Raw genomic sequence first — 21,344 nt, 5'->3', positions numbered from 1 at the left:
AGCCGCCGGGCCCGTCGCGCTCTTGCGCGGCGTTGGACAATGGACGGTGGCCCGGAAGGTTTCCGTACGCGACAGCTGGCCGCAGGCAGCAGGAGGACACGCATGGCAGAGCCCGAGCGGAGGATGCGGCCCGCCCCGCTGCTCTTCGAGCCGTCGGAGGTGGCCAAGGACCCGGAGCACTTCTTCGACCTGGAGTCGATCGAGGACCCGGGCGAGCTGCTGGCGCGTGCGACGGAGCTGGCGCTCGCGTTCCGGGCCGCGGAGGACCGGGCCGTGGAGTACCAGGCTCTGGCGGCGGCGCAGCTGGCGGATCCGCGGCGGTTCGACCGGCTGTCTCCGGCGGCGATCGCCGAGCGGGCGGAATGGACCGAGGACTACGCGCGCCGGATGATCGAATTCGGCGAAGACCTCCAGCGCGGCCCCAGCCCGGAGGCCACGGCCTGAGCCGACGGCCGGAACAGCCGGAACAGCCGGGGCGGGCGGGGCGGGGCGCGACAGACGGGGCGGGCCGGGACAGGCGGGACGTTTCTGCGGCATATGCGGAACGCAAGATAGCCCACCAAGCGGAGCCCTGTCCGGGTTTTCGGTAACTGCTAGGAGTGGTGGCACTACGGGCGGTAGACCTGGTACATGACGACCCTGACCCGGTGCCCCGCCCTCGACGTCCGGCCCGCCGCCCCCGCGACGGAGGTCACCCCGCCCGGCGCCGCCTGGCTCGCCTCCGCGTCCGCGGACCCCCGCAGCACCCTCACGCTCTGGGAGTCCCGCCCCACCGCGCCCGCCGTGCTGCCCTGCGGGACCGCCTTCGACGTCGTCAACGTCCCGCTCGTCCTCGGGCGCCGCATGCTCGACCTGCTCTGGTCCGAGGGGCCCGGTTCCGGTCCGGCCGCCGTGCACCGCGGCCGGCTCCTGCTCTTCGCCGCCCCCGGCGCGGCCCACCGGCTGCCCGCCCTGCTGGCTTGGATGGGGGACCCCCCGACGAAGTCGGGCGCGGAGGGGACGACTCCGGTCGCGGTCCCGCTCTGCCACGGGCTCGGCGACGCCGTCACCGTGCCGCCGCTGGCGGCCGGGCCCGGCCCGTCCCGCTGGCTGGTGGCCCCCGACGCCCGGACGCCCTGGCTCCCGGGGGCCGAGGCTCTGCTCTGGGCCTACACGCGCGCCGCCCGAGCTGCGGATATCGATTTTTCCTTCCGCCGGTCCTGATGCTAATGTCTTCCTCGTCAGCAAGCGCCGCTAGCTCAGTTGGTTAGAGCAGCTGACTCTTAATCAGCGGGTCCGGGGTTCGAGTCCCTGGCGGCGCACAGACGGAGGAGGCCCCCCGCAGCGAAAGCTGCGGGGGGCTTCTTCGTTCCACGGGCCGCCTGACGGCTAGGTCGTGATCTTGACCGTGTACGCGCCGGACGGCGTCCGGTCGGCCACCTCGACCCTGATCCGCTCACCCGGCACCGTGAACGCCTCCCCCACCTCCAGCGGCGCGTCCGCCAGCGGCGGGTACACCGAGTGCTCCCAGCAGGCCTCCGAGTCCGGATGGGCGTCCAGCACCTCGATCGGTCCGCCGCCCGAGGCCGCCTCGTTGCGGACCCGGTAGACCAGGACGCCCTCCGTACAGGTGTCCCCGTCGTTGCCGGCCGATCCCCGCGCCTCGACGACGATGGCGCTACCGGGGCCCGTACGGACCACCGCGAGCCGGGTCCCGCCCGTGCCGCCCGGCAGCGGGGCCTCGGCGAGCGGCTGGAGGGTGTGCAGCGAGGAACCCGACTGCACGCAGTCCACCTGCGACGCGTCCAGCCATCCCAGCTTCCACTTGTTCCAGGCGAACAGGTCCGGGGACATCCCGAACTGACTGCCCATGACGTCCCAGTCCCCGACGTACGTGTCCCAGTCGCCCTTGCCGTCCGTGGGCCGGTGGTAGAGGTCGGGCAGGTCGAAGACGTGCCCGGTCTCGTGGGCCAGCACATTGCGGTCCGGCGGGTGCTGCTCGAAGACGGTGACGATCCGCCGCAGCTCCGCGCCGTCGGCACGGATGGGCCGGTCGAAGTTGACGACCTTCGTGGCGTCGGAGTCCACCCCGGGGGCGTCCGGGTCGGCGACGAAGTACACGACGTCGTACCGGGCGAAGTCCACCTCCCGGTCGGCGCTCGCGACCGCGTCCCGGAGGTAGGCCGCGCGGTCCTCGGGGGCCCAGTCGCGCTGTATCCCGTACGCGGTGGACGGCTTGGGCATCCGGACCCACCGCTTCTGCGGGTGCGGGACCAGGTGGAAGCGCCCGTACGAGGCCCGCTCCAAGAAGTCGCTGGTCGCGGGGAAGTAGTCGGCGGTCAGCTGCTGGGGCGTGAGCGCGGTCGGGTGGTCGGGGAAGTCGAGGAACACCATGACGGCGTCGAGGGTGCGCTCGGGCTTGGGGTAGGCGGCGTTCCAGGTGTCCACGCCCAGGGAGTGGTGGGCGGCCGTACGGGTCAGCGCGCAGGGGCCGGCCCCGGAATCGGCCACCGCGGGTCCCGCGACGAGTGACATGGCAGCGAGCGCCGCCAGGGAGGTGAGCCCGGCCGCCGCACTCCGCAGGCGGGAGCAGTCCACTCCCCCGGGTGTCTGCTGTCGCGGCACATCGACCTCCGGTGATGGATTTCGTCCCTTTCCATCCACCTTGAGGCGATTGTCTTACTAATGCCCTGTTCCGCTGCCCCACACGAGTGAGCGATACGTCAAGTCGGTGACCCCCGCGGTTCACGAGACGCCTACAGAACGTCACGACCGATCACGCGAGATCAGCCAGAGCCTCCGCATGCTCACAGCCGCGCAGAAACGATCGCCCCGGATCGGGGCCGCGAAGCGTCATCACACCGGAAGTGCCGCGCCCCACACGGCGACGCCGCTGGATAGGGCCGTCCGGTGCCTCTATGATCGGCACACTTTCCTGCACGGACACTCACGAGCACTGCGGGAGCCAACGGTGAGCGGAACCTCAGAGGGAACCGGTTCGGCGGCCGACCGCATCCGATCGGCCATTACGGAGCGTCACCCCGCAGTGCCGGCAACGGCAACTCCGTCACGGGCGGAGTCCGAACTGCGCGACTACCGGGCCGCCTTCAACGCGGCCCATCTCGCGATGGCCGTCGTCGACCGGGGCGGCTACGTCGTCGCCGCCAACCAGGCCCTCGCCGAACTGCTCGGCACCGAGCCGCACGCGCTCGTCGAGCAGTACGCCGCCGATCTGGTGGACCTGGCCGCGGAGGCCCGTACCTGGCAGGCCTACCAGGAGGTGCTGCGCGGCCGGCAGGCCCGGCTGCGCTGCACCCGCCGGCTCAAACACCCCGACGGGCACTCGCTGTGGACCGAGGTCACGCTGGGGCCCGTGCCGGGGACGGGCGACGTCCTGATGTCCGTCGCCGACATCAGCGACCGGCGCGACCTCCAGGCCCGGCTGCGCCACCTCCAGATGCACGACCCGGTGACCCGGCTGCCCAACCGGGCCCTGTTCTTCGAGCGTCTCTCCGCCGCCCTGGAGCACTCCTCGTACGAACAGGGCGGCACCGGCCGGATCGGGCTGTGCTACCTGGACCTCGACGGCTTCAAGGCCGTCAACGACACCCTGGGCCACCGGGTGGGCGACCGGCTGCTGACGGCCGTCGCGGCCCGGCTGACCCAGTGCGCCGACCAGTCCGGGTACGGGCGTACGGGCGGGCACCTGGTGGCGCGGCTCGGCGGCGACGAATTCGCCCTGCTGGTCGAGGACTCCACGGGCACCGAACAGCTCGCGGAACTGGCCCGGAGCGTACTGGCCGCCGTCCAGGAGCCGTTCGAGCTGGCCGGGCAGCGGCTGTCGGTCTCCGCGTCGATCGGCGTGGTGGAGCGGGCCACCGAGGACACCTCGGCGACCGCGCTGATGCAGGCAGCGGACACCACCCTGTACTGGGCGAAGGCGGACGGAAAGGCCCGCTGGACCCTCTTCGACCCCGAGCGCAACGCGCACCGCATGACGCGGCAGGCGCTCAGTTCGACGCTGCGTCCGGCGGTGGAGCGGGGGGAGTTCGCGCTGGAGTACCAGCCGCTGGTGGACCTGGAGAGCGGGACGGTGCGCGGGGTGGAGGCGCTGGTCCGCTGGAACCACCCCCAGTTCGGCACACTGACGCCGAATCGGTTCATCGGAATTGCGGAAGAGGACGGGTCCATCGTCCAGTTGGGCCGCTGGGTGCTCCAGACCGCCTGCCGCCAGGCCCGGCGCTGGCAGATCGAGCAGCCCAGCGACTCCCCGGTCTTCGTGTCCGTGAACGTCGCGGTACGGCAGGTGTGGGACTCCGACCTGGTCGGCGACGTGGCGGAGATCCTGGCCGACGCCGGGCTCGCGCCGCAGCTGCTCCAGCTGGAGCTGACGGAATCGGCGGTGATGGGCTCGGCGGGCCGGCCGCTCCAGGCGCTCCAGGCGCTGAGCGACATGGGGGTGCGGATCGCCATCGACGACTTCGGCACCGGGTACTCGAACCTGGCCTACCTGAGCCGGCTGCCGGTCTCGGTGCTGAAGCTGGACGGCTCCTTCGTACACGGCTTCCGCTACGAGGAGGGCACGCACCCGAACCCGGCCGACGAGACCATCGTCGAGGCCATGGTCCAGCTCGCCCACCGGCTGGGCCTGACGGTGACGGCGGAGTGCGTGGAGACCGCCGGCCAGGCCGCCCGGCTGCGCCGCGTCGGCTGCGACACGGGCCAGGGCTGGCTCTACTCCCGCGCGGTGGCGCCGGAGGTGATCGCCGGAATGATCGGCCGCCAGGCCGCGGCGGCCGCCGCTTCCGCTTCCGCCGCACAGCCCGACGGGCCTGCCTGACCGACTGCGGCAGCCCCCGCCGAGGGGGCTGCCGCTTCGGCGTACGGTCAGAGGCTCCGGACGAACACGCCGAACGCCTCCGGGGCCACGGTGAAGGCGGGGCCTTCGGGGTTCTTGGAGTCCCGGATGCCCACCAGGCAGGGCTGGGGGGCGACTTCGACGCACTCGCCGCCGGTGTTACCGCTGTACGAGGCCTTACGCCAGGCGGCGGCGCCGAGCGGGGCGCACTCGACGCAGTTGCCGCCGGTGTCGCCGCTGAACGAGGCCTTACGCCAAATCGCGCCCGTCAGGTACTGGTTGGTGCCCATAACGCTCCTCCATTACGCGGGCGATCAGCGCCGCTGAGTCCTCCACGGAGAGCGCGGCGGCCCTGAGGCGATCGTAACGGAGATGCCCCTCCCGGAGAGCCTGAGGATTGGCCGTCATGTGCCCCTGGACGAAGTCCTCGGTATAGACAAGGTCGGGGTCGTCGTCGAACCGAAGGATCGTGAACGAGCCCATCAGGCCGGGATGGGCGCCCGCCTCGAAGGGCAGGATCTGCACCTGCACCCAATCCCGCTCCTGCATGCCCAACAGGTGGGCAAGTTGGTTTCGCATGACCTGCCTGCCACCGATCTCCTGGTGCAGCACGGCCTCGCTCAGCACCACCCAGCTCAATGGCGGGTTCTCGCGGTCCAGTATGATCTGCCGCTCCATTCGGGCTGCCACCTTCGCGTCCAGCCCCTTCTTGCCCCTCACACCAAGCACTGCCCGGGCATACGCCTCCGTCTGCAGAAGGCCGTACACCAACTGCGCCTCATACGCGGAGATGTATGCCGCCCGCGCCTCCATCTCCGCGTACGCCTGGAACCACGTCGGCAACACGCTGCGCAGGACCAGCCCCACCAGCCGGGAGAAGTACCCGTCCGTGCCCAGCGCCGCGTCCACCCGTTCCGAGAAGTCCCGGGTGGGCACCCGCGCCGTACACTCCACCTGGCCGATCAGCGAGCCCGTGCAGAAGATGATGTCGCCCAACCCCGCCTGTTTCAGCCCTGCGGCCTCTCTCAGCCGACGGAGTTCGTAGCCGTAGTAGTCCAGCGGTGAGGCGCTGGGATCGAGTTGGCGGGCCTGGACCATGGATGGTCACCCCCATGGAGACGTGGGACGGATTCAGTCTGTGGCCGAGCGTAACGAGTTCAACACGCTCCGGTGTCAGAAATTCGGTAACCATGTGACACACCTCCGCCCCGCACCCGGGAGGCGGGTGCGGGGCGGGGTGTCGCTCGGCGCGGGGTGGGGGGATCAGCAGGCGCCGAGGTCCTTCCAGACACCCCATTCACCGGTGGTGCCCGGCGTCTCGTTCTGCGTCCACCACTGGGCCTTGTACTTGCGGCCGTTGTACGAGACCTCGTTGCCGGCCGTGTAGACCGTGCCCGCGACGTACGCCGGGGTCGAACCGCAGCCGGTGGGCGGCGTCGTGGTCGGCGGGGTCGTCGTGGGCGGCGTGGTCGTCGGCGGCGGTGTGGTCGGAGGCTGGGTGGCTCCGCCGAGGGCATCCGAGATCTGGTTCAGCAGCGTGGCGTTGGTGTCCAGGCCGAGCAGGGAGTACATCATCGCGCCGGCCAGGCCGCGCTGCTTGCCGTAGTCCACCCGGGCCTGGATGGACTTCTGGTTGAGGCCGGTGAAGAACTCGCCGTCCTTGTAGAAGTACGAGGCCTTGGCCGTGTCGTCCCAGAAGGTGGTCGCCGGGTTGTCGACGATCCCGCCGAGCTCCTTGTAGTTGGCGATGCCGGCCTGCTGGCTGGTGGGCCGGGCGGCGGAGGGGCCGGTCGCCGTCTGGGCGAGGCCGTTGCTGGTCCCGGCGGGAACGCCCTTCCAGCCGCGGTAGTAGAACTCGTAGCCCAGCGTCAGCTTGTTGGCGGGGAAGCCGCCCGCGATGCCGTAGGCCGGGTTGCCGTCGATCCAGGAGTCGATGGCGTTGTCGATGCTGTACTTCTCGGTGCCCGGAGCGATCGGGTCGGTCGGGTCGGCCGCCGAGGGCTGGAGCGGGGACTGGTGGTACGTCGGCCCGTCGCCGTCCCAGGCGCCGTGCATGTCGTACGTCATGATGTTCGCGTAGTCGAGGTACGAACCGATCTTGTCCGTCTCGATGTACTTGATCTTGTCCTGGCCCGCCGGGAGGGCCGCGGTCAGCAGGTACTTCTTGCCGCCGTTGGCCGCGCCGTGCGCGTCGAGCTGCTCGCGGAACTCCTTGAGCAGGAGCGTGAAGTTCTGCTTGTCCTCCGGGGCGTAGTGGTTGCCCAGGTGGCCGCCGGAGGAGCCGGGGTACTCCCAGTCGATGTCGATGCCGTCGAAGATGCCGGCCGCCGTGCCGGGGCCTCCGTAGCCGCCCTCGACCGGCAGGTTGCCCTTGATGTACTGGTCGATGCAGGAGGACACGAGCTTCTTGCGGGAGGCGTCGGTCTTCGCCGCGTCGCTGAAGTACTTGGAGTACGTCCAGCCGCCGATCGAGATGTTGATCTTCAGGTGCGGATACTTCGCCTTCAGTTCCTTGAACTGGTTGAAGACGCCCACGATCGGCTGGTCCCACTTGTCGGCGACGCCGTCGACGCTGTCCGCCGCACCGAAGGACTTCTGGTAGTCGGCGTACGAGTCGCCCGCGCCGTCACCGGCGTTGGGGTTGGCGTCGTCGCCCGCCGCCTTGTTCGCCTCGAAGCAGGTGAGGTTGGTGGGGTGGATGTTGCCGAACGAGTAGTTGATGACGTCCAGCTTGCCCGCTATGCCACGGGTGTCGAGGTGCTTGGGATAGAAGGCGTTCCCGTACACGCTCCACTGGTCGTAGTAGGCGATCCGGACGCCGCCGCTGCTCACGGTGGTGGCGGTGTCGGCGGCCTGGGCGGTGCCGAGTCCCGCGAAGGCGGCCAGCGCTCCGGCTGCCAGCGCGGCCGTGGCGGCGGCCGCGATGAGGGGTTTACGGATGTGCATGAACTGTCTCCGTGGGGATGGGAGGGGAAGCGAGAGATCAGGTGGGAGAAGTGATAGCGATCGCCTCGCGCCCGCGTCAATGGTTTGGACCAAAGAAGGACTAGACCACTCCCGGCCCATATCCCCTCGTCAGAGACCTGAGCGCACATCAGAAACCGCTCGCCACCCCGGGTGACGAGCGGCTTAAGGGTGCCTTCAGGCACCCTGTGCGCAAGGTTTCGGCAATAGACCAGCCACACCCCGTTCGCGATCAGCCGGTCGGGGCGGGACCCGCCTCCGGCATCCCGTACGCATCTGCGACGAGCTCGTACGAGCGCAGGCGGGCGGCGCCGCTGTGCGCGCTGGTGGTCAGCATCAGTTCGTCGGCGCCCGTCCGCTTCGCCAGGTCGTCGAGCCCGTCACGGACCTCGTCCGGGGCACCATGGGGGATGTTCGCGATCCAGCCGTCCATGAACTCCCGCTCCGCCGAGGAGAAGTGGTACGCCGCCGCCTCCTCGGGTGTCGGGACCAGCCGCGGCCGGCCGGTGCGCACCAGCAGCGAGGCCAGCGCGCCCGCGCGGACCTGGGCGCGGGCCTCCTCGGCGGTGTCGGCGGCGAGCGCCGCGACCCCGACGGCGGCGTACGGGGCGTCCAGGACGGCCGAGGGGCGGAAGGACTGCCGGTAGAGGTCGAGCGCGGGCAGGGTGCCGGCCGGGGAGAAGTGGTGGGCGTACGCGAAGGGCAGCCCGAGTTCGCCGGCGAGGCGGGCGCTGTACCCGGAGGATCCGAGCAGCCACAGCGGCGGCCGCCCGGTGAGGCCCTGCACGGGCCCGGGTATGGCGTGCACCCGGGCGTACGGGTGTCCGTCGGGGAAGTCGTCGTCGAGGAAGCGGGCGAGCTCCGCGAGTTGGCGCGGGAACTCCTCCGCGGCCTCGTCGAGGCGCCCGGGCCCGCGCAGCGCGGCCGCCGTACGCCCGTCGGTGCCGGGGGCGCGGCCGAGGCCGAGGTCGATCCGGCCCGGGGCCAGGGCCTCCAGGGTGCCGAACTGCTCCGCGATGGCGAGCGGGGCGTGGTTGGGCAGCATGACGCCGCCCGACCCGAGCCGGATGCGGGAGGTGTGGGCGGCGAGGTGCGCCAGGATCACGGCCGGGGAGGAGCTCGCGACCCCGGGCAGGGAGTGGTGTTCGGCGACCCAGTGGCGCGCGTACCCGCGGGACTCGGCGAGCCGGGCGATCTCGACGCTGGTGCGCAGGGAGGCGTAGGCGGTGCTTCCGACGCCGACGGTGACGAGGTCGAGCACCGACAGCGGCACCGGCGCCCGGCCCGGCGCGGTCCCCCGGACGGGGTCCGCGGCCCCCGCCGCCTCCGGGTTCCCCGTGTCCCGACCCGCGTCCCTCGTGTCACTCATCATCGCTCCTGTCCCGTTCGATGTCCGTACGAAGACCTCGAACCGTGGGGCGGCGCCGGGCATTCCCGGCGGATTCCCGGAAACCGGGACTCCGGACATGACCCTGGCATATGCCAAGTGAATAGGGCCTGGCCGAGGGACTTGATTGAGCCATCAATCTCATCAACAGGCGCTCCACGTGGGCCTCTTGATGGCTATCGTGGTAACGCAAGCGGTAACAACCTGGTAGGGGGAAACCGTGGCGCTGAAGCCCGAGCCGACCGCGCCGTTCCACTCGGTGCAGTACGCCCTGCGCGTACTCGAAACGATCGCACGGCACACCGGAGGTGTGACCGACGCGCAGATCGCGCGTGAGACCGGCCTGCCCGCAGTCCATCTCACCCCGATGCTGCTCATGCTGCGCCGGGAGGGGTACGTGCTCCAGGTGTCCGACGGCGCGTACTCGATAGGTGACTCCCTGGTCCTGCTGGGCTCGGGCATCGACCGCCAGCAGGCCTTGCAGGACAAGCTGCAGGAGACCCTGGACCGGCTGCGGGACTCCGTCGGCGCGGCGGTCTACATCAGCCGGTACGTGGACGGCGAGGTGAAGATCACGCAGTTCGCGGACAGCCCGCGCACCCCGAAGGTGCACGAGTGGGTCGACTTCCGCTCGGCGGCGCACGCCAGCGCGGTGGGCAAGTGTCTGCTGACCCAGCTCGACCAGAACGGGCGGCGCGACCACCTGTCCCGGCACAGGATCGCGCGGCTCACGTCGAAGACGATCGTGAACGAGCGGATCCTGTTCTCCAAGCTGGACGCCCAGCCGGCCACGGTTCCGGTGCTGGACCTCCAGGAGTACGCGGTGGGCACGGTCTGCGCGGCGGTGCCGATCACGGCCGGGGCCTCGGTGGGCTGCCTGGCCCTGTCGTTGCCGGTCGAGCACGCGCACCGGCTGCGGGCCGCGGCGGACGCGCTGAACCGGAAGGCGGCGCCGCTGCTGCTGTCGCTCACGCTGTGAGGGCGAAGGGAGGGGCGGGGGCCCGGTCGGGGGCCCGGAAAACACTTCGGGCGGTTCCCAGTGAACCGGAAACCGCCCGAAGGACAGGTGCGCCGCCAGGGACTCGAACCCCGGACCCGCTGATTAAGAGTCAGCTGCTCTAACCAACTGAGCTAGCGGCGCCTGCTGACAGAGAAAATACTACCTGGTCCCGAGGGGTGCTCAAAACCCATACCCCGAGGCCGGGCGGGGTGCGGGTCACCAGGTGGTGGCGATCACCTTCGAGCCGTCCTCGGTCCGCACGCCGACCGTGCCCTTGTCCCCGTAGATCGCGTGCCGCCACGCGCCGAACACCTCCGCGACCCGGCGGGCATCGTCCCCCAGGCCCTTGCCCACGCTGTCGGTGGAGATGGTCACCCAGGCCTCGGCGCTCTTCGCGGTCGTGCGGACCCGGACCTCCTTGACGCCGTCGCGGGCGATCGGGTCATCCGAGGCGTCCGGGCGCGCGGCGTAGTACGCGGTGAAGTCCCGGGTCATGTCGTACCAGCCGGCGACCACGGCGCAGGGGGCGGCGCCGTCGGTCGGGATGTCGGGCCCGCCGGTGAGCTCCTCGGTCGGGATCACGGGGGTACCGGTTTCCTCCTCGGTCGGGATCACGGGCGTACCCGTGTCCTCCTCGGTCGGAAGGTTGGGCGTACCGGTCTCCGCCTCCGTCGGGAGGTTCGGCGTACCCGTGTCCTCCTCCGTCGGGAGGTTCGGCGTACCGGTCTCCTCCTCCGTCGGGAGGTTCGGCGTACAGGTCGGCGAGGCCGGGATGCCGGAGGGCGGCGCGGCGCTCTGGCCGGCCACGCGCGTGCCGCACGCCGCCAGCACCACACAGAAGAGCCCCGTCACCACCACGCGCCCGGCTGCGGAAACAGCGGAAACAGCTGTCATGGTCATCCCCCCTTTCCGAGGAAGAGGGGCGTCGGGCCCCCGGCGTTCCCGCTACCGGTCCAGGAGATCGGTGCGGCCCCGCGCCTCATAGGCCGCGAGGAGGGCCGCCAGCGCCTCGGGGTTCAGGGGGCGGTAGCCCGGGTGGCCCGGCGGGGAGCACCAGACCGGGTCCGGGGCGGCGCGGAAGCCGGCCCGCCGGAGGGCGACCCGGTGGACCTTGTTCGTGGCGGTGACCGGCATGTCCGCGACGATCCGGACGTAGCGCGGGGACATCTTCGTGCCCAGGTCCGGCTGGGCGGCGAGGAACTCCGCGAAGGCCTCCGGGTCGAAGACGGCGCCCTCCCGGAGGGCGAGGGCGGCCATCACCTGGTCGCCCGCCACCTCGTCGGGGACGGCGTACACGGCGACCGCCGCCGCCTCGGACCACCGGGCCAGGATGTTCTCGATCACCGCTGCCGCCAGGTTCTCGCTGTCGACCCGCAGGCGGTCGTCCGTACGGCCGGCGAAGTAGAGGAACCCGGCGGGGTCGCGGAAGAAGAGGTCACCCGTCCAGTACCAGCCGTCGCGGGTGCGGGCGGCCTCCGCGTCGGGGTTGCGCCAGTAGCCCTCGAACAGGCTGCGGCCCCGGTTGACCAGTTCCCCGATGGCCTCGTCCCCGTTCAGCAGGCGGCCCCGCGCGTCGAGGAGGGCCGGCGGGCACTCCGCGCCCGTGTCCGGGTCGATCACGGCCAGGTCGTCCCCCGCGGCCGCCCGGCCCAGGGCGCCCGGCGGGGTGTCCGGGGCGTGCTGGACGGAGGCGCCGCCCTCGGTGGCTCCGTAGCCCTCCACCAGCCGGACCCCGAACCGCTCGGCGAACCGGGCCGCGTCCACCGGCCCGGCCTCGGTGCCGAAGCCGAGCCGCAGGGTGTGCTCGCGGTCGTCGCGGCGGGGTTCGGTGGCCAGGAGGTACTGGACCGCCCGGCCGACGTACGTGAAGTACGTCGCCCCGTACGCCCGTACGTCGTCCAGGAACGCGGTGGCCGAAAAGCGTCGGCGCAGCGCCACCGAGGCCCCGCCGGCGAGGGCCGGGAGCCAGTCGGCGATGACGGCGTTGCCGTGGAAGAGCGGCATGCAGACGTAGTGCACGTCGTCCGGGGAGACCGAGAACCGGCGGGCCAGGGCGTCGCCCGCGGCGGCGAGCCGGCCCTGGGTGCGGATGGCGGCCTTGGGGGCGCCAGTCGAGCCGGAGGTGAAGTAGAGGAGCAGCCGGGAGGCCGGGCCCGGGCCCGGGGCGGCGATCGTCGCCTCGCCGGGCTTGGCGGCGGCGTACGGGGCGAGGAGGGCCTCGTACTCCTCGGTGTCGGTCACGAGGATCCGTACGCCGGGCAGGTCGAGGCCGCGCAGCAGCGGCAGGTGGGCGCGCTCGGTGACCAGGATCCGGCAGTCGGTGTGCAGGATGTCGCGGGCCAGTTCGGGGCCGCGCCGGGTCGGGTTGATCCCGGCGACGGCGGCCCCGGCGAGGGCCGCCGCGCCGAGCCAGAACGGGAACTCGGGGGTGTTGTCGAGCAGTACCCCCACGTGCGGTTCGGCCTCCGGCGGCAGGAGATCGACGAGCAGCGCGGCGCGCGCGGCGGCCTCCTGGGCGGTCCGGTGGCGGCTGAGGACGGTGTGCTCGTTCTTCAGGCCGGGCCGGTGGTCGCCCCATTGGCGCGCGATGAGCTCCGCGACGGTTTCGGGTGTCGTCCGCATGCCGCCGGAGGGTAGCTGACGTACCGTCAGAATTGAACGTCGGAGCAGGCGTAGAAGGCCATGGGGGTGTCGTTGACGGTCCAGACGGCGAGGATCATGTGCCGGCCGGTCTTGCCGCTGGGCATGGCGCCCTGGTGGACGGTGGTCATGGCGGGACGGGCGCCGTTGTAGGCGACCGTGAGGAAGGGCTGCGGGTCGAGGGCGGCGCGGGTGAGGGGCTTGGTGGGGTCCCAGCCGTTCCGCGTGACGTAGTACTTGAAGTCGGTGGTGGAGTGGTTGGCGGTGAACTGCCAGCGGAAGCCGTAGCTCTGCCCGCTGGTCACCCGGGTGGTGGGCCAGGCGCCGCCGCGCGGGTCGTCGAGCTGGGCGAACTCGCTGTGGCCGCCGGAACAGATCGCGCCGTCGGCGGGGCCGGCGGCCGGGAAGCCCTTGAAGCCCTCGACGCTCTGGGGCTCCCACTGGATGGGGCCGCAGTCGGCGACGGTCTTGTTGGCGCAGAGCTTCTGGCGGCTGATGGGGGTGTCGGTGTAGCCGTGGCTGCTGGCGTTGGGGGCGCCGAGCAGGCTGACGCCGGCGACGATGCTGACGCCGAGCGCGGCGATGCCGGCTCGGCGGGGGATTGTGGGCATGCGGACGGTACGCATGGGGCTCCTTGGACGTGGGGGGAGTGCGGTGGGGGCGCGTGCGCACGCATGGCGGTGCATCCCAGGTTCCAGGTCTAGACCAAGTCCCAGAGTATTGACGGGAGTTGGCCGTGTCTAGACCAATGCGGGAACGGGTGGTCCGGTCGATACCGGCCACCCGTTCCGTGGTTCTCTTCGGCTATTCGGCTATTCGGCGCGTCCCGTGTAGAAGGCGACGGTGAGGTCCTTCACCAGGGCCTTGCGTTCGTAGTCGTCCAGTTCCACGAGCCCGCGCGAGGTCAGCCGGTGGACGGTGTCGTCGACCGCGTCCACGACCGAGGTCAGGACGGCGTCCCGGTGCTTGGCGTCGATGGCCGCCACCCGGCGCCGTCGCATGGCTTGCGCGACCTCGGGCGCGTACTCGATCCGGGTCGGCTGGGCGGAGAACACCTCGACCCCCACCGCCTCGGTCTCGGCCGCCAGCATCCGGGTCAGCGCGTCGCCGACGGCCTCGGCGTCGCGCAGGGTCGGGGCGTCCTCGTGGAAGGCGTCGGCCGGGAGCTGGGACAGGACCCGGGCCATGGCCGACTCCACCTGCTCAGCGAGGTATTCCGTGTGGTCCGCGACGGCGAGGGTGGCCCGGGCGGTGTCCTTGACCTGCCAGACGACCTGGACGACGACCTGGAGGGCGAGGCCGCCCGAGTCCACGGCGGGCATGGGCTCGCTGCGCCAGTGCCGCAGCCGTACGTCCACCCGGCGGCGCAGCAGGAGGGGGCTGACCCAGGTGAGTCCGGTACGCCGGACCGTGCCCCGGTAGCGGCCGAAGAGGGTGAGCACCCAGGCGTGGCCTGCCTTGGCGCGGCCGAGGCCGCCGAGGGCGACGAGCGCGACGATGCCGAGGAAGGCGAGCGGGGGCCAGTGCGTGGCACGCAGCCCGTGGTAGGCGCGGGGGGTCGCGCCGAAGGCGGCCATGATGACGGCGGGGACGGCGCCGGCCCGCCAGAGCACGGCCGCGCAGCCGGTGAGGGCGAGGGCGCCGACGAGTACGGCGGCCCAGCCGGGCAGCACCGGGCCGCGGTGCTCGCGGAGCCGGTCGTCGCCCCGGGGGACGCGGCGGCCGGCGGGGGTCCGCGGGGTCGCGGTGGCGGCGGCGGGCGGGCGCGGCGGGGTGGCGCGCGCGCCCGCCGGGGGCTCCGGGGGGTGCGCCGCCCGCCGGAACGGAAGGTGCACGGGCACCTCCGTGACGGCGGCTCCGCGGCCCGGCCCGGGCCGGGGAACGTCCTGGGCGTCGTCCTCCTCCCGCTCCCGGATACCGCGGACCACGGCCTGCGCGACGAGATCGACGACGCGGCGCCGGACGCCTGCGGCGGGCGGCTCGGAATCGGCGGGACGCGGGACGCCTGCGGCGGGCGGTTCCGAATCGGCCGGACGCGGGACGCCTGCGGCGGGCGCGTCGGGGTGGGCGGGATGCGGGACGCCTGCCGCCGGCGGCTCGGAACCAGCGGGACGCGGGACGCCTGCGGCGGGCGGCTCGGGGTGGGCGGGATGCGGGACGCCAGCGGCCGGCACGTCGGAATCAGCGGGACGCGGAAAGCCTGCGGCCGGCACGTCGGGGTGGGCGGGATGCGGGACGCCTGCGGCGGGCGGCTCGGGGAGGGCGGGATGCGGGACAGCTGCCGCCAGCGGCTCGGGATCGACGGAACGCGGGATGCCTTCGGCCGGCACGTCGGAATCAGCGGGACGCGGGACACCTGCGGTCGGCGTGTCGGGGTCAGCGAGGCGCGGGATGCCTGCGGCAGGCGGCTCGGGGTGGGCGGGGTGCGGGACACCTGCCGCCAGCGGCTCGGAATCCGCAGGATGCGGGACGGCTGCGGCGGGCGGGCGGTTGGGGGCGTGCGCCGACTCGGGATTCGGTTCCGACTGAACCCGGGCCGCCGGTACGTCGCTTCGGGCCGGGCGGGTTTCGGGCTCCTCGGCGTCGTGGCCCGCTGGGCCCTCGCGCCAGTCCGGGGTGGCGTGCCACCCGAACGGCACGACCGCGCCCACGCCGGCCAGGGCGTCGGCCTCCTGCCCGGGTCGCGTGTGCGGCACCGCCGCAGCGTCCCGTCTTCCGGCCGACCCCGGAGGCTCCGACTGCGCCGCAACCTCCGTCCACCGCCCGGGGCGGTGCTCGGGCCCGGCCGCCGGAACGGGGGCCGGGCCCGCCTCGGACAGGGGCTCCGGCGCAGCCGAGGAGGCCGCCTCGGACGTGGTGTCCGTCCACCGCCCGGGGCGGGACTCCGGCCCAGCCGACGGAACCGGGGCCGGGCCCTCCGGCACCGCGGCCTCGGCCGCGACCGGCACAGCAACGGACTCCGCCCGCTGTACGGGACCACGCTCGGACGCAGCCACCGCCACCGGAGGCTGCACCCCGACCGCCGTCCACCGCCCCGAGCGGGGCTCCGGCGAAGCCGAGGAGGCCGCCTCGGACGTGGCATCCGTCCACCGCCCGGGGCGGGACTCCGGCCCAGCCGACCGAGCCGAGGCCGGGCCCTCCGGCACCGCGGCCTCGGCCGCGACCGGCACAGCGACGGACTCCGCCCGCCGCACGGGATCACGCTCGGGCGCGGCCGGGGGCTGCACCGCTGCCTCCGGCGCAACCGCCGGAACGAGGGCGGGGGCCGCCTCGGACGCGGCCTCCGTCACCCACCCGAGGCGGCGTTCCGCCGCCAGGGGCTGCGGCGCGGCATCCGTCCACCGCCCCGGGCGGGGGTTCGGCGGGGACACCGGGGCCGGGGACACCTCGGACGCTGTCTCCGCCCACCGCCCGAGGCGGGGCTCGCGCGCGGACACCGGGGCCGGGGGTTCGGGCGCGGCAGCCACCGGCCGGGGCGAAGCCGGGGCCTCCGTCAACCGCGGAAGGCGGGATTCCGGCGCGGCAGCCGCCGCCGGGAACTGCGCCGCAGCGTCCGTCCACCGCCCCGGGCGGGGGTCCGGCGCGGACAAGGGGGCCGGGGGCTCCGGCGCGGCAGCCGCCGCCCGGGGCTGCGGCGCGACCTCCGTCCACCGGCCCGGGCGGTGGGCCGGCGGGGAGGCCGGGGCCGCCTCGGTCGCGGGCTCCGTCCGCTGCGCGGGGTGAGGCTCGCGCGCGGCCCCCGAAAGCGGGGCCGCCTCGGCCAGGGGTTCCGGCGCGGCAGACGCCGCCGGGTGCTGCGGCGCGACCGCCGTCCACCGGCCCGGGCGGGGTCCTGACGCGGCGGCCACCGCTGGGGGCTGCGCTGCGGCGTTCGGCCAGTGGCCGGGGCGGGGCTCCGGGGTCGGGCGGGCCTCGGGCGCGGTGACCGGTCGCCGTGGTGCGGCCGGCGGAATCGGGGCCGGGGGTGCCTCGGGCGCGGCGGCCGGCCACCGCAGCGCGGCCGGGGGAACCGGGGCCGGGGGCGCCTCGGGCCGCCGGTCCCGGGCGGGGGCCGGGGGTGCCTCCGGTCGCTGCCCGGCGGCGGGGGTCGGGGGTGCCTCCCGGCGGTGGCCGGCGGCGGGGGGCGGGGGTGTCTGCCGGCGGGGGCCTGGGGTCGGTGGGGGGGAGGGGAGGTGGGGGGTGGTTGGGGGGATGGTGAAGGTGCCCGTCGTGGAAGTGGTGCGGGTGGGGTACATGGTTGCCTCCCTCATGCGAACAGTCGGCGCCAGGTTTCCGGGCCCGGGTAGCCGTCGGCCTGGGCGCCGCGCCAGCCCTGGGCGCGCTGGAACGCCTCGACGGCGCGACGGTCGGCCTCCGTCCAGCGGGGCCCCGTCCCGGACGTGTAGTACTTGCCGAAGCCCTTCTTCACGAGCCGGCGGCCAAGGGCCGCGACGGCGGCGTGGGTCGAGCCCGGGCGGAACACCTTCGCCCCCGGGTACGCGCGTACGCCGCCCGGACCCTGCGCGCCCTCGACCGTCGGCCGGATGTCGTTGCCCGTGTTCTCCACCAGCAGCCGCCACGTTTGCGCGCCCGGGATCCCGTCCGCGTCCGCGCCCGTCCAGCCCTGCGCCTGCTGGAACGCCTGGGTGGCCAGCCGGTCGGCGTCGCTCCACTTCGAGCTCGCGCCCTTGGGGTAGAAGCGGAGCCCGCCCCGGTCGATCAGCATCTTGCCCAGCTGCTTGACGTACTCGTTGTCCGCGCCCGGGCCGAACTGGGCGGCGCCCGGGAACTCCGTCGGGGTGCCCGGCTTCACGGCCCCGGGCGGATCCTCCGGAACGATGCCGCCCGTCACCCCGGTGAACCGGTACGGGACGTACTTCGTCGCGTTGGTCCAGTACCCGTACGGCGTGGCCAGCTTCCGGGTGGCCGGCCGGGTCTGCTCGTAGCCGATGTAGCTCGTCTGCGTCTCGTCGACCCAGCCGCCGAAGATGAGGACGTGCGAGCCGTTGGTGGGGTCCTTGGGGTTGTGGAAGAGCAGCATGTCCCCCGGCAGCAGCTCAGCCTTGGTGATCTGGGTGGCGAACTTGTCGAGGCTGCCGGTCCACTCGTTCGTACCAAGGTTCCAGACCATCGAGACGTAGCCCGAGCAGTCCTGCCGGTATCCGTCGGTCCAGTAGTCGGACATGCTGTACGGGACCTCCGCGTCCAGCCACAGCTGCGCCCGGTTGATGATCGTCGTCCGGTCGATCCGCTTCACGGCGGCCGGCGCCCCGTGCGCGCCCGAGGGTCGTGCCTTCGGACCGTGCAGCGGGGCCCGGCCGCCCTGCGGGGTGCCGGGGACGTCGTCCCGTTTCACCGGTCCGGCGCCGGGGCCGGCGCCGGGGCCGGAGCCGGTCCCGGGACCCGGGCTCGGGACCGGGTTGGCCATCGCGAGTGCGGCGCTGCCGCCCCCGCCGAGGACCACGCCGGCCGCGGTCGCCAGCACCAGCACCCGGCGGGCACCGCGCGCGGCGGGGTGGCCGCCGTCCCGGAGCGGTATGGCCCGCGCGTGGGCGAGGGCGCGACGGCGCTGCGTACACCCCAGGCACACGCAGTCGCCGGCGGGCTCGTACTCCTGGAAGACCGGCATCTGCATGGACATCGACTTCGACATCGACGTCGGCGCGCGCGGCGGCGTCTGCGTCGGCGGCGGCATCTGCACATGCGTCGGAGGCAGCATCGTCATGCGGTTCCGTCCACTCCCCTGCTCGTCCATTGATCGGCCGGCCCGGATCTGGCGGGGCATCAGATTCGGCTCGGCCAGACATATCGTGCACGATAATCCCCTCAAACATGGGTTAATCGGACAAGGTGGGCGTGGCTGGTCACGAGCACCGCTGGAGGTGGGGTAGAGTTTTCCCTGTCAGCAGGCGCCGCTAGCTCAGTTGGTTAGAGCAGCTGACTCTTAATCAGCGGGTCCGGGGTTCGAGTCCCTGGCGGCGCACAGACGGAAGAAGCCCCTCGTAGCGAAAGCTGCGAGGGGCTTCTTCGTTCCACGGGGCCGCCGGGGCCACGGGGCCGCAGGGCCGCGATGGCGGCCTCACACCGCCGTCCCGGCCCGGACTCCCGATCCCGTCAGGTACGCGGAGACCACCACGTTCGCCGTGTACTCCTTGGCCGCCTTGTCGTACGTGCCCCCGCAGGTCACCAGCCGCAGCTCGGCCCGGCCCCGAACTCGCGGCCCGTACGCCTTGTGGGGGTCGAATGCCGCGCGCTCGTAGACCCGTACCTCCTCGATGGTGAACTCGGCGACCGTCCCGTCGGCCCGCACCACCCGGACCGTGTCGCCCGGCCGGGCCGTGCTCAGGCCGTAGAAGGCGGCCGGCTTGGAGGCGGTGTCCACATGGCCGACCAGCAGCGCGGTCCCGGCCGCGCCGGGCTGGGTGCCGCCACTCCACCAGCCCACCGTGCCGGGGCGGTCGTACGGGGGCGGTTCGATCGCGCCGTCCTTGTCCAGGCCCCGGGAGATCACCGGGGCCTTGATTCCCATGGAGGGCAGGTCGACCCGGGCGGGCGGGGCCGCGCCGAGCGGGGCGTGCGCCGCGGGCAGCGGCACTCCGGCCGGCCCGGCGAGCGAGCCGCCCGGCCGGCCCGGGACCTGGGCCGGGACTCCGGTGATCTCCCGGCCCCACAGCCACAGCGCGAGGACCAGCACCGACCAGGCGGCGAAGGTCAGCAGCTTCGCGCCGCCGCCGGACTTCGGCGCGTCCGAGGCCGTCACGGGCCGGCCCTCACTCGCCGCTGCGGCGCCGGCGCAGGGTCAGCGCCCGGCCCGCGACCGCGAGCGTGGCCGCGGCGGCGAGGGCGGCGCCGATCAGCGTGTGCGGCAGGCCCGGGCCGTCGTCGCCGTGGTGCTTCTTCTCGGGCGCCGCCTCGGCCATCGGGGCGGACGCGGCGAGTTCGGCGGCCATGCCGCCGCCGCCCGCGTGGACCGGCCGGACGGGGCTGTGGTGCGGGTAGGGCTTCGAGGGGTCCTGCCGGTGGTGGGCGGTGATCTGGAGGGAGCCCCGCACCGCGCCGTCCCGGCCGCCGCACTTGATCCGGATGTCGTGCCGGCCCGGCTCGGCGCGCGAGCTGATCAGGGCGTCGCCCGACAGCCCGTGCCCGCTGTCGCGGCCTGCGTCGCCGCCTCCTTCACGGCCTGCGTCACGCCCGGCGTCGCCGCCTGCGTCACGCCCAGCGTCGCCGCCGCCGTCCCGGCCTGCGTCACGCCCGCTGTCGCCGCCTCCGTCGCGGCCGCCGGCAGCGCCTCCGTCACGCCCGCCGTCATGACCGGACAGGTCCACGTCCGCAACGAAGACGGAGGACTTGGCGGACGCCGAATCGCCGTCACAGCCTTGGACGCGCAGTTTGACCCGCGCCCCCGGCTCGGCCGGGTTCGGGTCCGCCGAGACACTGCCGCGGTCGTCGTCGCCCGCGAGGGCGGCGGGGGCGGTCGCGGCGGAGACGGCCGTCAGGACGACGGCCACCCCGGCGGCACGGAGAGCGATCTGAGCACTGCGCATGGTGAACCTCCTCAACAAGGAGGTTCACGCGCGGCCCGCCGCTCCGCATCCGGAGCGGCGCGCGCTTGGCCCGTACGTGTCAGCCGCCGCCCTGATCGGACGAGCAGACGATCAGACGAGGTCGATCAGGTCCGCGATGGAGTCGACGGTCTTGGTCGGGCGGTACGGGAACTTCTCGGTGTCCGCGACCGTGGTCAGGCCGGTCAGCACGAGGAAGGTCTGCATGCCCGCCTCCAGCCCGGCCAGCACGTCGGTGTCCATCCGGTCGCCGATCATCGCGCTGCTCTCGGAGTGCGCGCCGATGGCGTTCAGGCCCGTCCGCATCATCAGCGGGTTGGGCTTGCCGGCGAAGTACGGCTGCTTGCCGGTCGCCTTGGTGATGAGCGCGGCGACGGCGCCGGTGGCCGGGAGCGGGCCCTCGGTGGAGGGGCCGGTCTCGTCGGGGTTGGTGCAGATGAAGCGGGCGCCGGCGTTGATCAGGCGGACCGCCTTCGTCATGGCCTCGAAGCTGTACGTCCGGGTCTCGCCCAGGACCACGTAGTCGGGCTCGTGGTCGGTCAGGACGTAGCCGATGTCGTGCAGGGCGGTGGTCAGGCCGGCCTCGCCGATGACGTACGCGGTGCCGCCCGGGCGCTGGTCGTCGAGGAACTTGGCGGTGGCGAGCGCCGAGGTCCAGATGTTCTCGACGGGGACGTCCAGCCCCATCCGGCTGAGCCGGGCCTGGAGGTCGCGCGGGGTGTAGATGGAGTTGTTGGTCAGGACCAGGAAGGGCTTGCCGGATTCACGCAGCCGCTTGATGAAGGCATCGGCTCCGGGGATCGGAGTGCCCTCGTGGATGAGGACCCCGTCCATGTCGGTGAGCCAGGATTCGATCGGCTTGCGCTCTGCCACTGGACTGTTCTCCGCTCTCGGTGGCCGTGACTGCGTCCGGCGGCCGCATGGCCTGCGACCGCTGGTCTCTACCACCCTATCGGGGGCGGGCTGTGGACGCCG

General features: G+C 73.1%; 16 protein-coding genes, 3 tRNA genes and 1 pseudogene. 6 read left to right on the top strand and 14 right to left on the bottom strand.

Annotated elements, in window-relative coordinates; all coding sequences use genetic code 11:
* Positions 1 to 102 precede the first annotated feature (102 nt).
* From MTF65_RS07405 to MTF65_RS07395, 3 genes and pseudogenes are all read left to right on the top strand, one after another.
* Positions 103 to 444 (top strand): hypothetical protein, encoded by a 342-nt coding sequence (locus tag MTF65_RS07405; protein ID WP_243627497.1) that lies wholly within the window; start codon positions 103 to 105, stop codon positions 442 to 444.
* 186 nt (positions 445 to 630) lie between these two features.
* A pseudogene (locus MTF65_RS07400) lies at positions 631 to 1,237 on the top strand (bifunctional DNA primase/polymerase).
* A tRNA-Lys gene (locus tag MTF65_RS07395) sits at positions 1,228 to 1,301 on the top strand. Before MTF65_RS07400 ends, MTF65_RS07395 begins: the two are co-directional and overlap by 10 nt.
* Positions 1,302 to 1,368: 67 nt before the next feature.
* Here the strand turns inward: MTF65_RS07395 and MTF65_RS07390 are convergent.
* Positions 1,369 to 2,604 carry a M6 family metalloprotease domain-containing protein gene (locus MTF65_RS07390; RefSeq protein ID WP_243627496.1) on the bottom strand — a complete coding sequence of 412 codons (1,236 nt, stop codon included), beginning with the start codon at positions 2,602 to 2,604 and terminating at the stop codon, positions 1,369 to 1,371.
* A gap of 346 nt (positions 2,605 to 2,950) precedes the next feature.
* Between MTF65_RS07390 and MTF65_RS07385 the strand changes: the two genes are divergently transcribed.
* Entirely contained in the window at positions 2,951 to 4,819 is a 1,869-nt protein-coding gene (locus MTF65_RS07385) for an EAL domain-containing protein (protein ID WP_243627495.1), read from the top strand.
* A 47-nt stretch (positions 4,820 to 4,866) separates the two neighbouring features.
* On the opposite strand, the gene MTF65_RS07380 is transcribed toward MTF65_RS07385, so the two are convergent.
* The 4 genes from MTF65_RS07380 to MTF65_RS07365 form a co-directional block, all read right to left on the bottom strand.
* Positions 4,867 to 5,127, bottom strand: coding sequence for a DUF397 domain-containing protein (locus MTF65_RS07380; RefSeq protein ID WP_243627494.1), 261 nt, complete (start codon positions 5,125 to 5,127; stop codon positions 4,867 to 4,869).
* Positions 5,087 to 5,935 (bottom strand): helix-turn-helix transcriptional regulator, encoded by an 849-nt coding sequence (locus tag MTF65_RS07375; RefSeq protein WP_243627493.1) that lies wholly within the window; start codon positions 5,933 to 5,935, stop codon positions 5,087 to 5,089. Before MTF65_RS07375 ends, MTF65_RS07380 begins: the two co-directional genes overlap by 41 nt.
* 165 nt (positions 5,936 to 6,100) lie before the next feature.
* Positions 6,101 to 7,783, bottom strand: a complete 1,683-nt coding sequence (locus MTF65_RS07370; RefSeq protein WP_243627492.1) for a glycosyl hydrolase family 18 protein — start codon at positions 7,781 to 7,783, stop codon at positions 6,101 to 6,103.
* A gap of 250 nt (positions 7,784 to 8,033) precedes the next feature.
* A complete protein-coding gene (locus tag MTF65_RS07365; RefSeq protein ID WP_243627491.1) occupies positions 8,034 to 9,170 on the bottom strand; it encodes an LLM class flavin-dependent oxidoreductase in 1,137 nt (378 codons plus the stop codon).
* Positions 9,171 to 9,408: 238 nt separating this feature from the next.
* On the opposite strand from MTF65_RS07365, the gene MTF65_RS07360 reads away from it, so the two are divergent.
* Positions 9,409 to 10,167 (top strand): IclR family transcriptional regulator, encoded by a 759-nt coding sequence (locus tag MTF65_RS07360; RefSeq protein WP_243627490.1) that lies wholly within the window; start codon positions 9,409 to 9,411, stop codon positions 10,165 to 10,167.
* An 88-nt stretch (positions 10,168 to 10,255) separates the two neighbouring features.
* Here MTF65_RS07360 and MTF65_RS07355 read toward each other — a convergent pair.
* The 6 genes from MTF65_RS07355 to MTF65_RS07325 all read right to left on the bottom strand — a co-directional run bounded on the left by MTF65_RS07355 (position 10,256) and on the right by MTF65_RS07325 (position 18,442).
* Positions 10,256 to 10,329, bottom strand: a tRNA-Lys gene (locus MTF65_RS07355).
* A 75-nt stretch (positions 10,330 to 10,404) separates the two neighbouring features.
* The gene (locus MTF65_RS07350) at positions 10,405 to 11,082 is read right to left on the bottom strand and encodes a hypothetical protein (protein WP_243627489.1); all 678 of its coding nucleotides are present in this window, start codon (positions 11,080 to 11,082) and stop codon (positions 10,405 to 10,407) included.
* A gap of 51 nt (positions 11,083 to 11,133) precedes the next feature.
* Positions 11,134 to 12,810 (bottom strand): AMP-binding protein, encoded by a 1,677-nt coding sequence (locus MTF65_RS07345; RefSeq protein WP_243627488.1) that lies wholly within the window; start codon positions 12,808 to 12,810, stop codon positions 11,134 to 11,136.
* Positions 12,811 to 12,836: 26 nt separating this feature from the next.
* A complete protein-coding gene (locus MTF65_RS07340) occupies positions 12,837 to 13,439 on the bottom strand; it encodes a lytic polysaccharide monooxygenase (RefSeq protein ID WP_279398780.1) in 603 nt (200 codons plus the stop codon).
* 201 nt (positions 13,440 to 13,640) lie between these two features.
* Positions 13,641 to 15,524: an SPFH domain-containing protein gene (locus MTF65_RS07335; protein WP_243627487.1), complete on the bottom strand. Its 1,884-nt coding sequence runs from the start codon at positions 15,522 to 15,524 to the stop codon at positions 13,641 to 13,643.
* Between the two features lie 1,550 nt (positions 15,525 to 17,074).
* Positions 17,075 to 18,442 (bottom strand): peptidoglycan-binding protein, encoded by a 1,368-nt coding sequence (locus MTF65_RS07325; protein ID WP_243628603.1) that lies wholly within the window; start codon positions 18,440 to 18,442, stop codon positions 17,075 to 17,077.
* A 274-nt stretch (positions 18,443 to 18,716) separates the two neighbouring features.
* Between MTF65_RS07325 and MTF65_RS07320 the strand changes: the two genes are divergently transcribed.
* Positions 18,717 to 18,790, top strand: a tRNA-Lys gene (locus tag MTF65_RS07320).
* A gap of 96 nt (positions 18,791 to 18,886) precedes the next feature.
* On the opposite strand, the gene MTF65_RS07315 is transcribed toward MTF65_RS07320, so the two are convergent.
* From MTF65_RS07315 to MTF65_RS07305, 3 genes are all read right to left on the bottom strand, one after another.
* Entirely contained in the window at positions 18,887 to 19,567 is a 681-nt protein-coding gene (locus MTF65_RS07315; protein WP_243627486.1) for a class F sortase, read from the bottom strand.
* A gap of 10 nt (positions 19,568 to 19,577) precedes the next feature.
* On the bottom strand, positions 19,578 to 20,351 hold the full coding sequence (locus MTF65_RS07310) for a hypothetical protein (protein WP_243627485.1): 774 nt from the start codon (positions 20,349 to 20,351) through the stop codon (positions 19,578 to 19,580).
* Between the two features lie 111 nt (positions 20,352 to 20,462).
* Positions 20,463 to 21,242 carry an HAD-IIA family hydrolase gene (locus MTF65_RS07305; RefSeq protein WP_243627484.1) on the bottom strand — a complete coding sequence of 260 codons (780 nt, stop codon included), beginning with the start codon at positions 21,240 to 21,242 and terminating at the stop codon, positions 20,463 to 20,465.
* Positions 21,243 to 21,344 lie beyond the last annotated feature (102 nt).

The organism is Streptomyces sp. APSN-46.1, assembly GCF_022815725.1.
Classification (GTDB): Bacteria; Actinomycetota; Actinomycetes; order Streptomycetales; family Streptomycetaceae; genus Streptomyces.
Note: the sequence above shows the minus strand (reverse complement) of the source record. Positions and strands in the feature narration are given on the sequence as shown.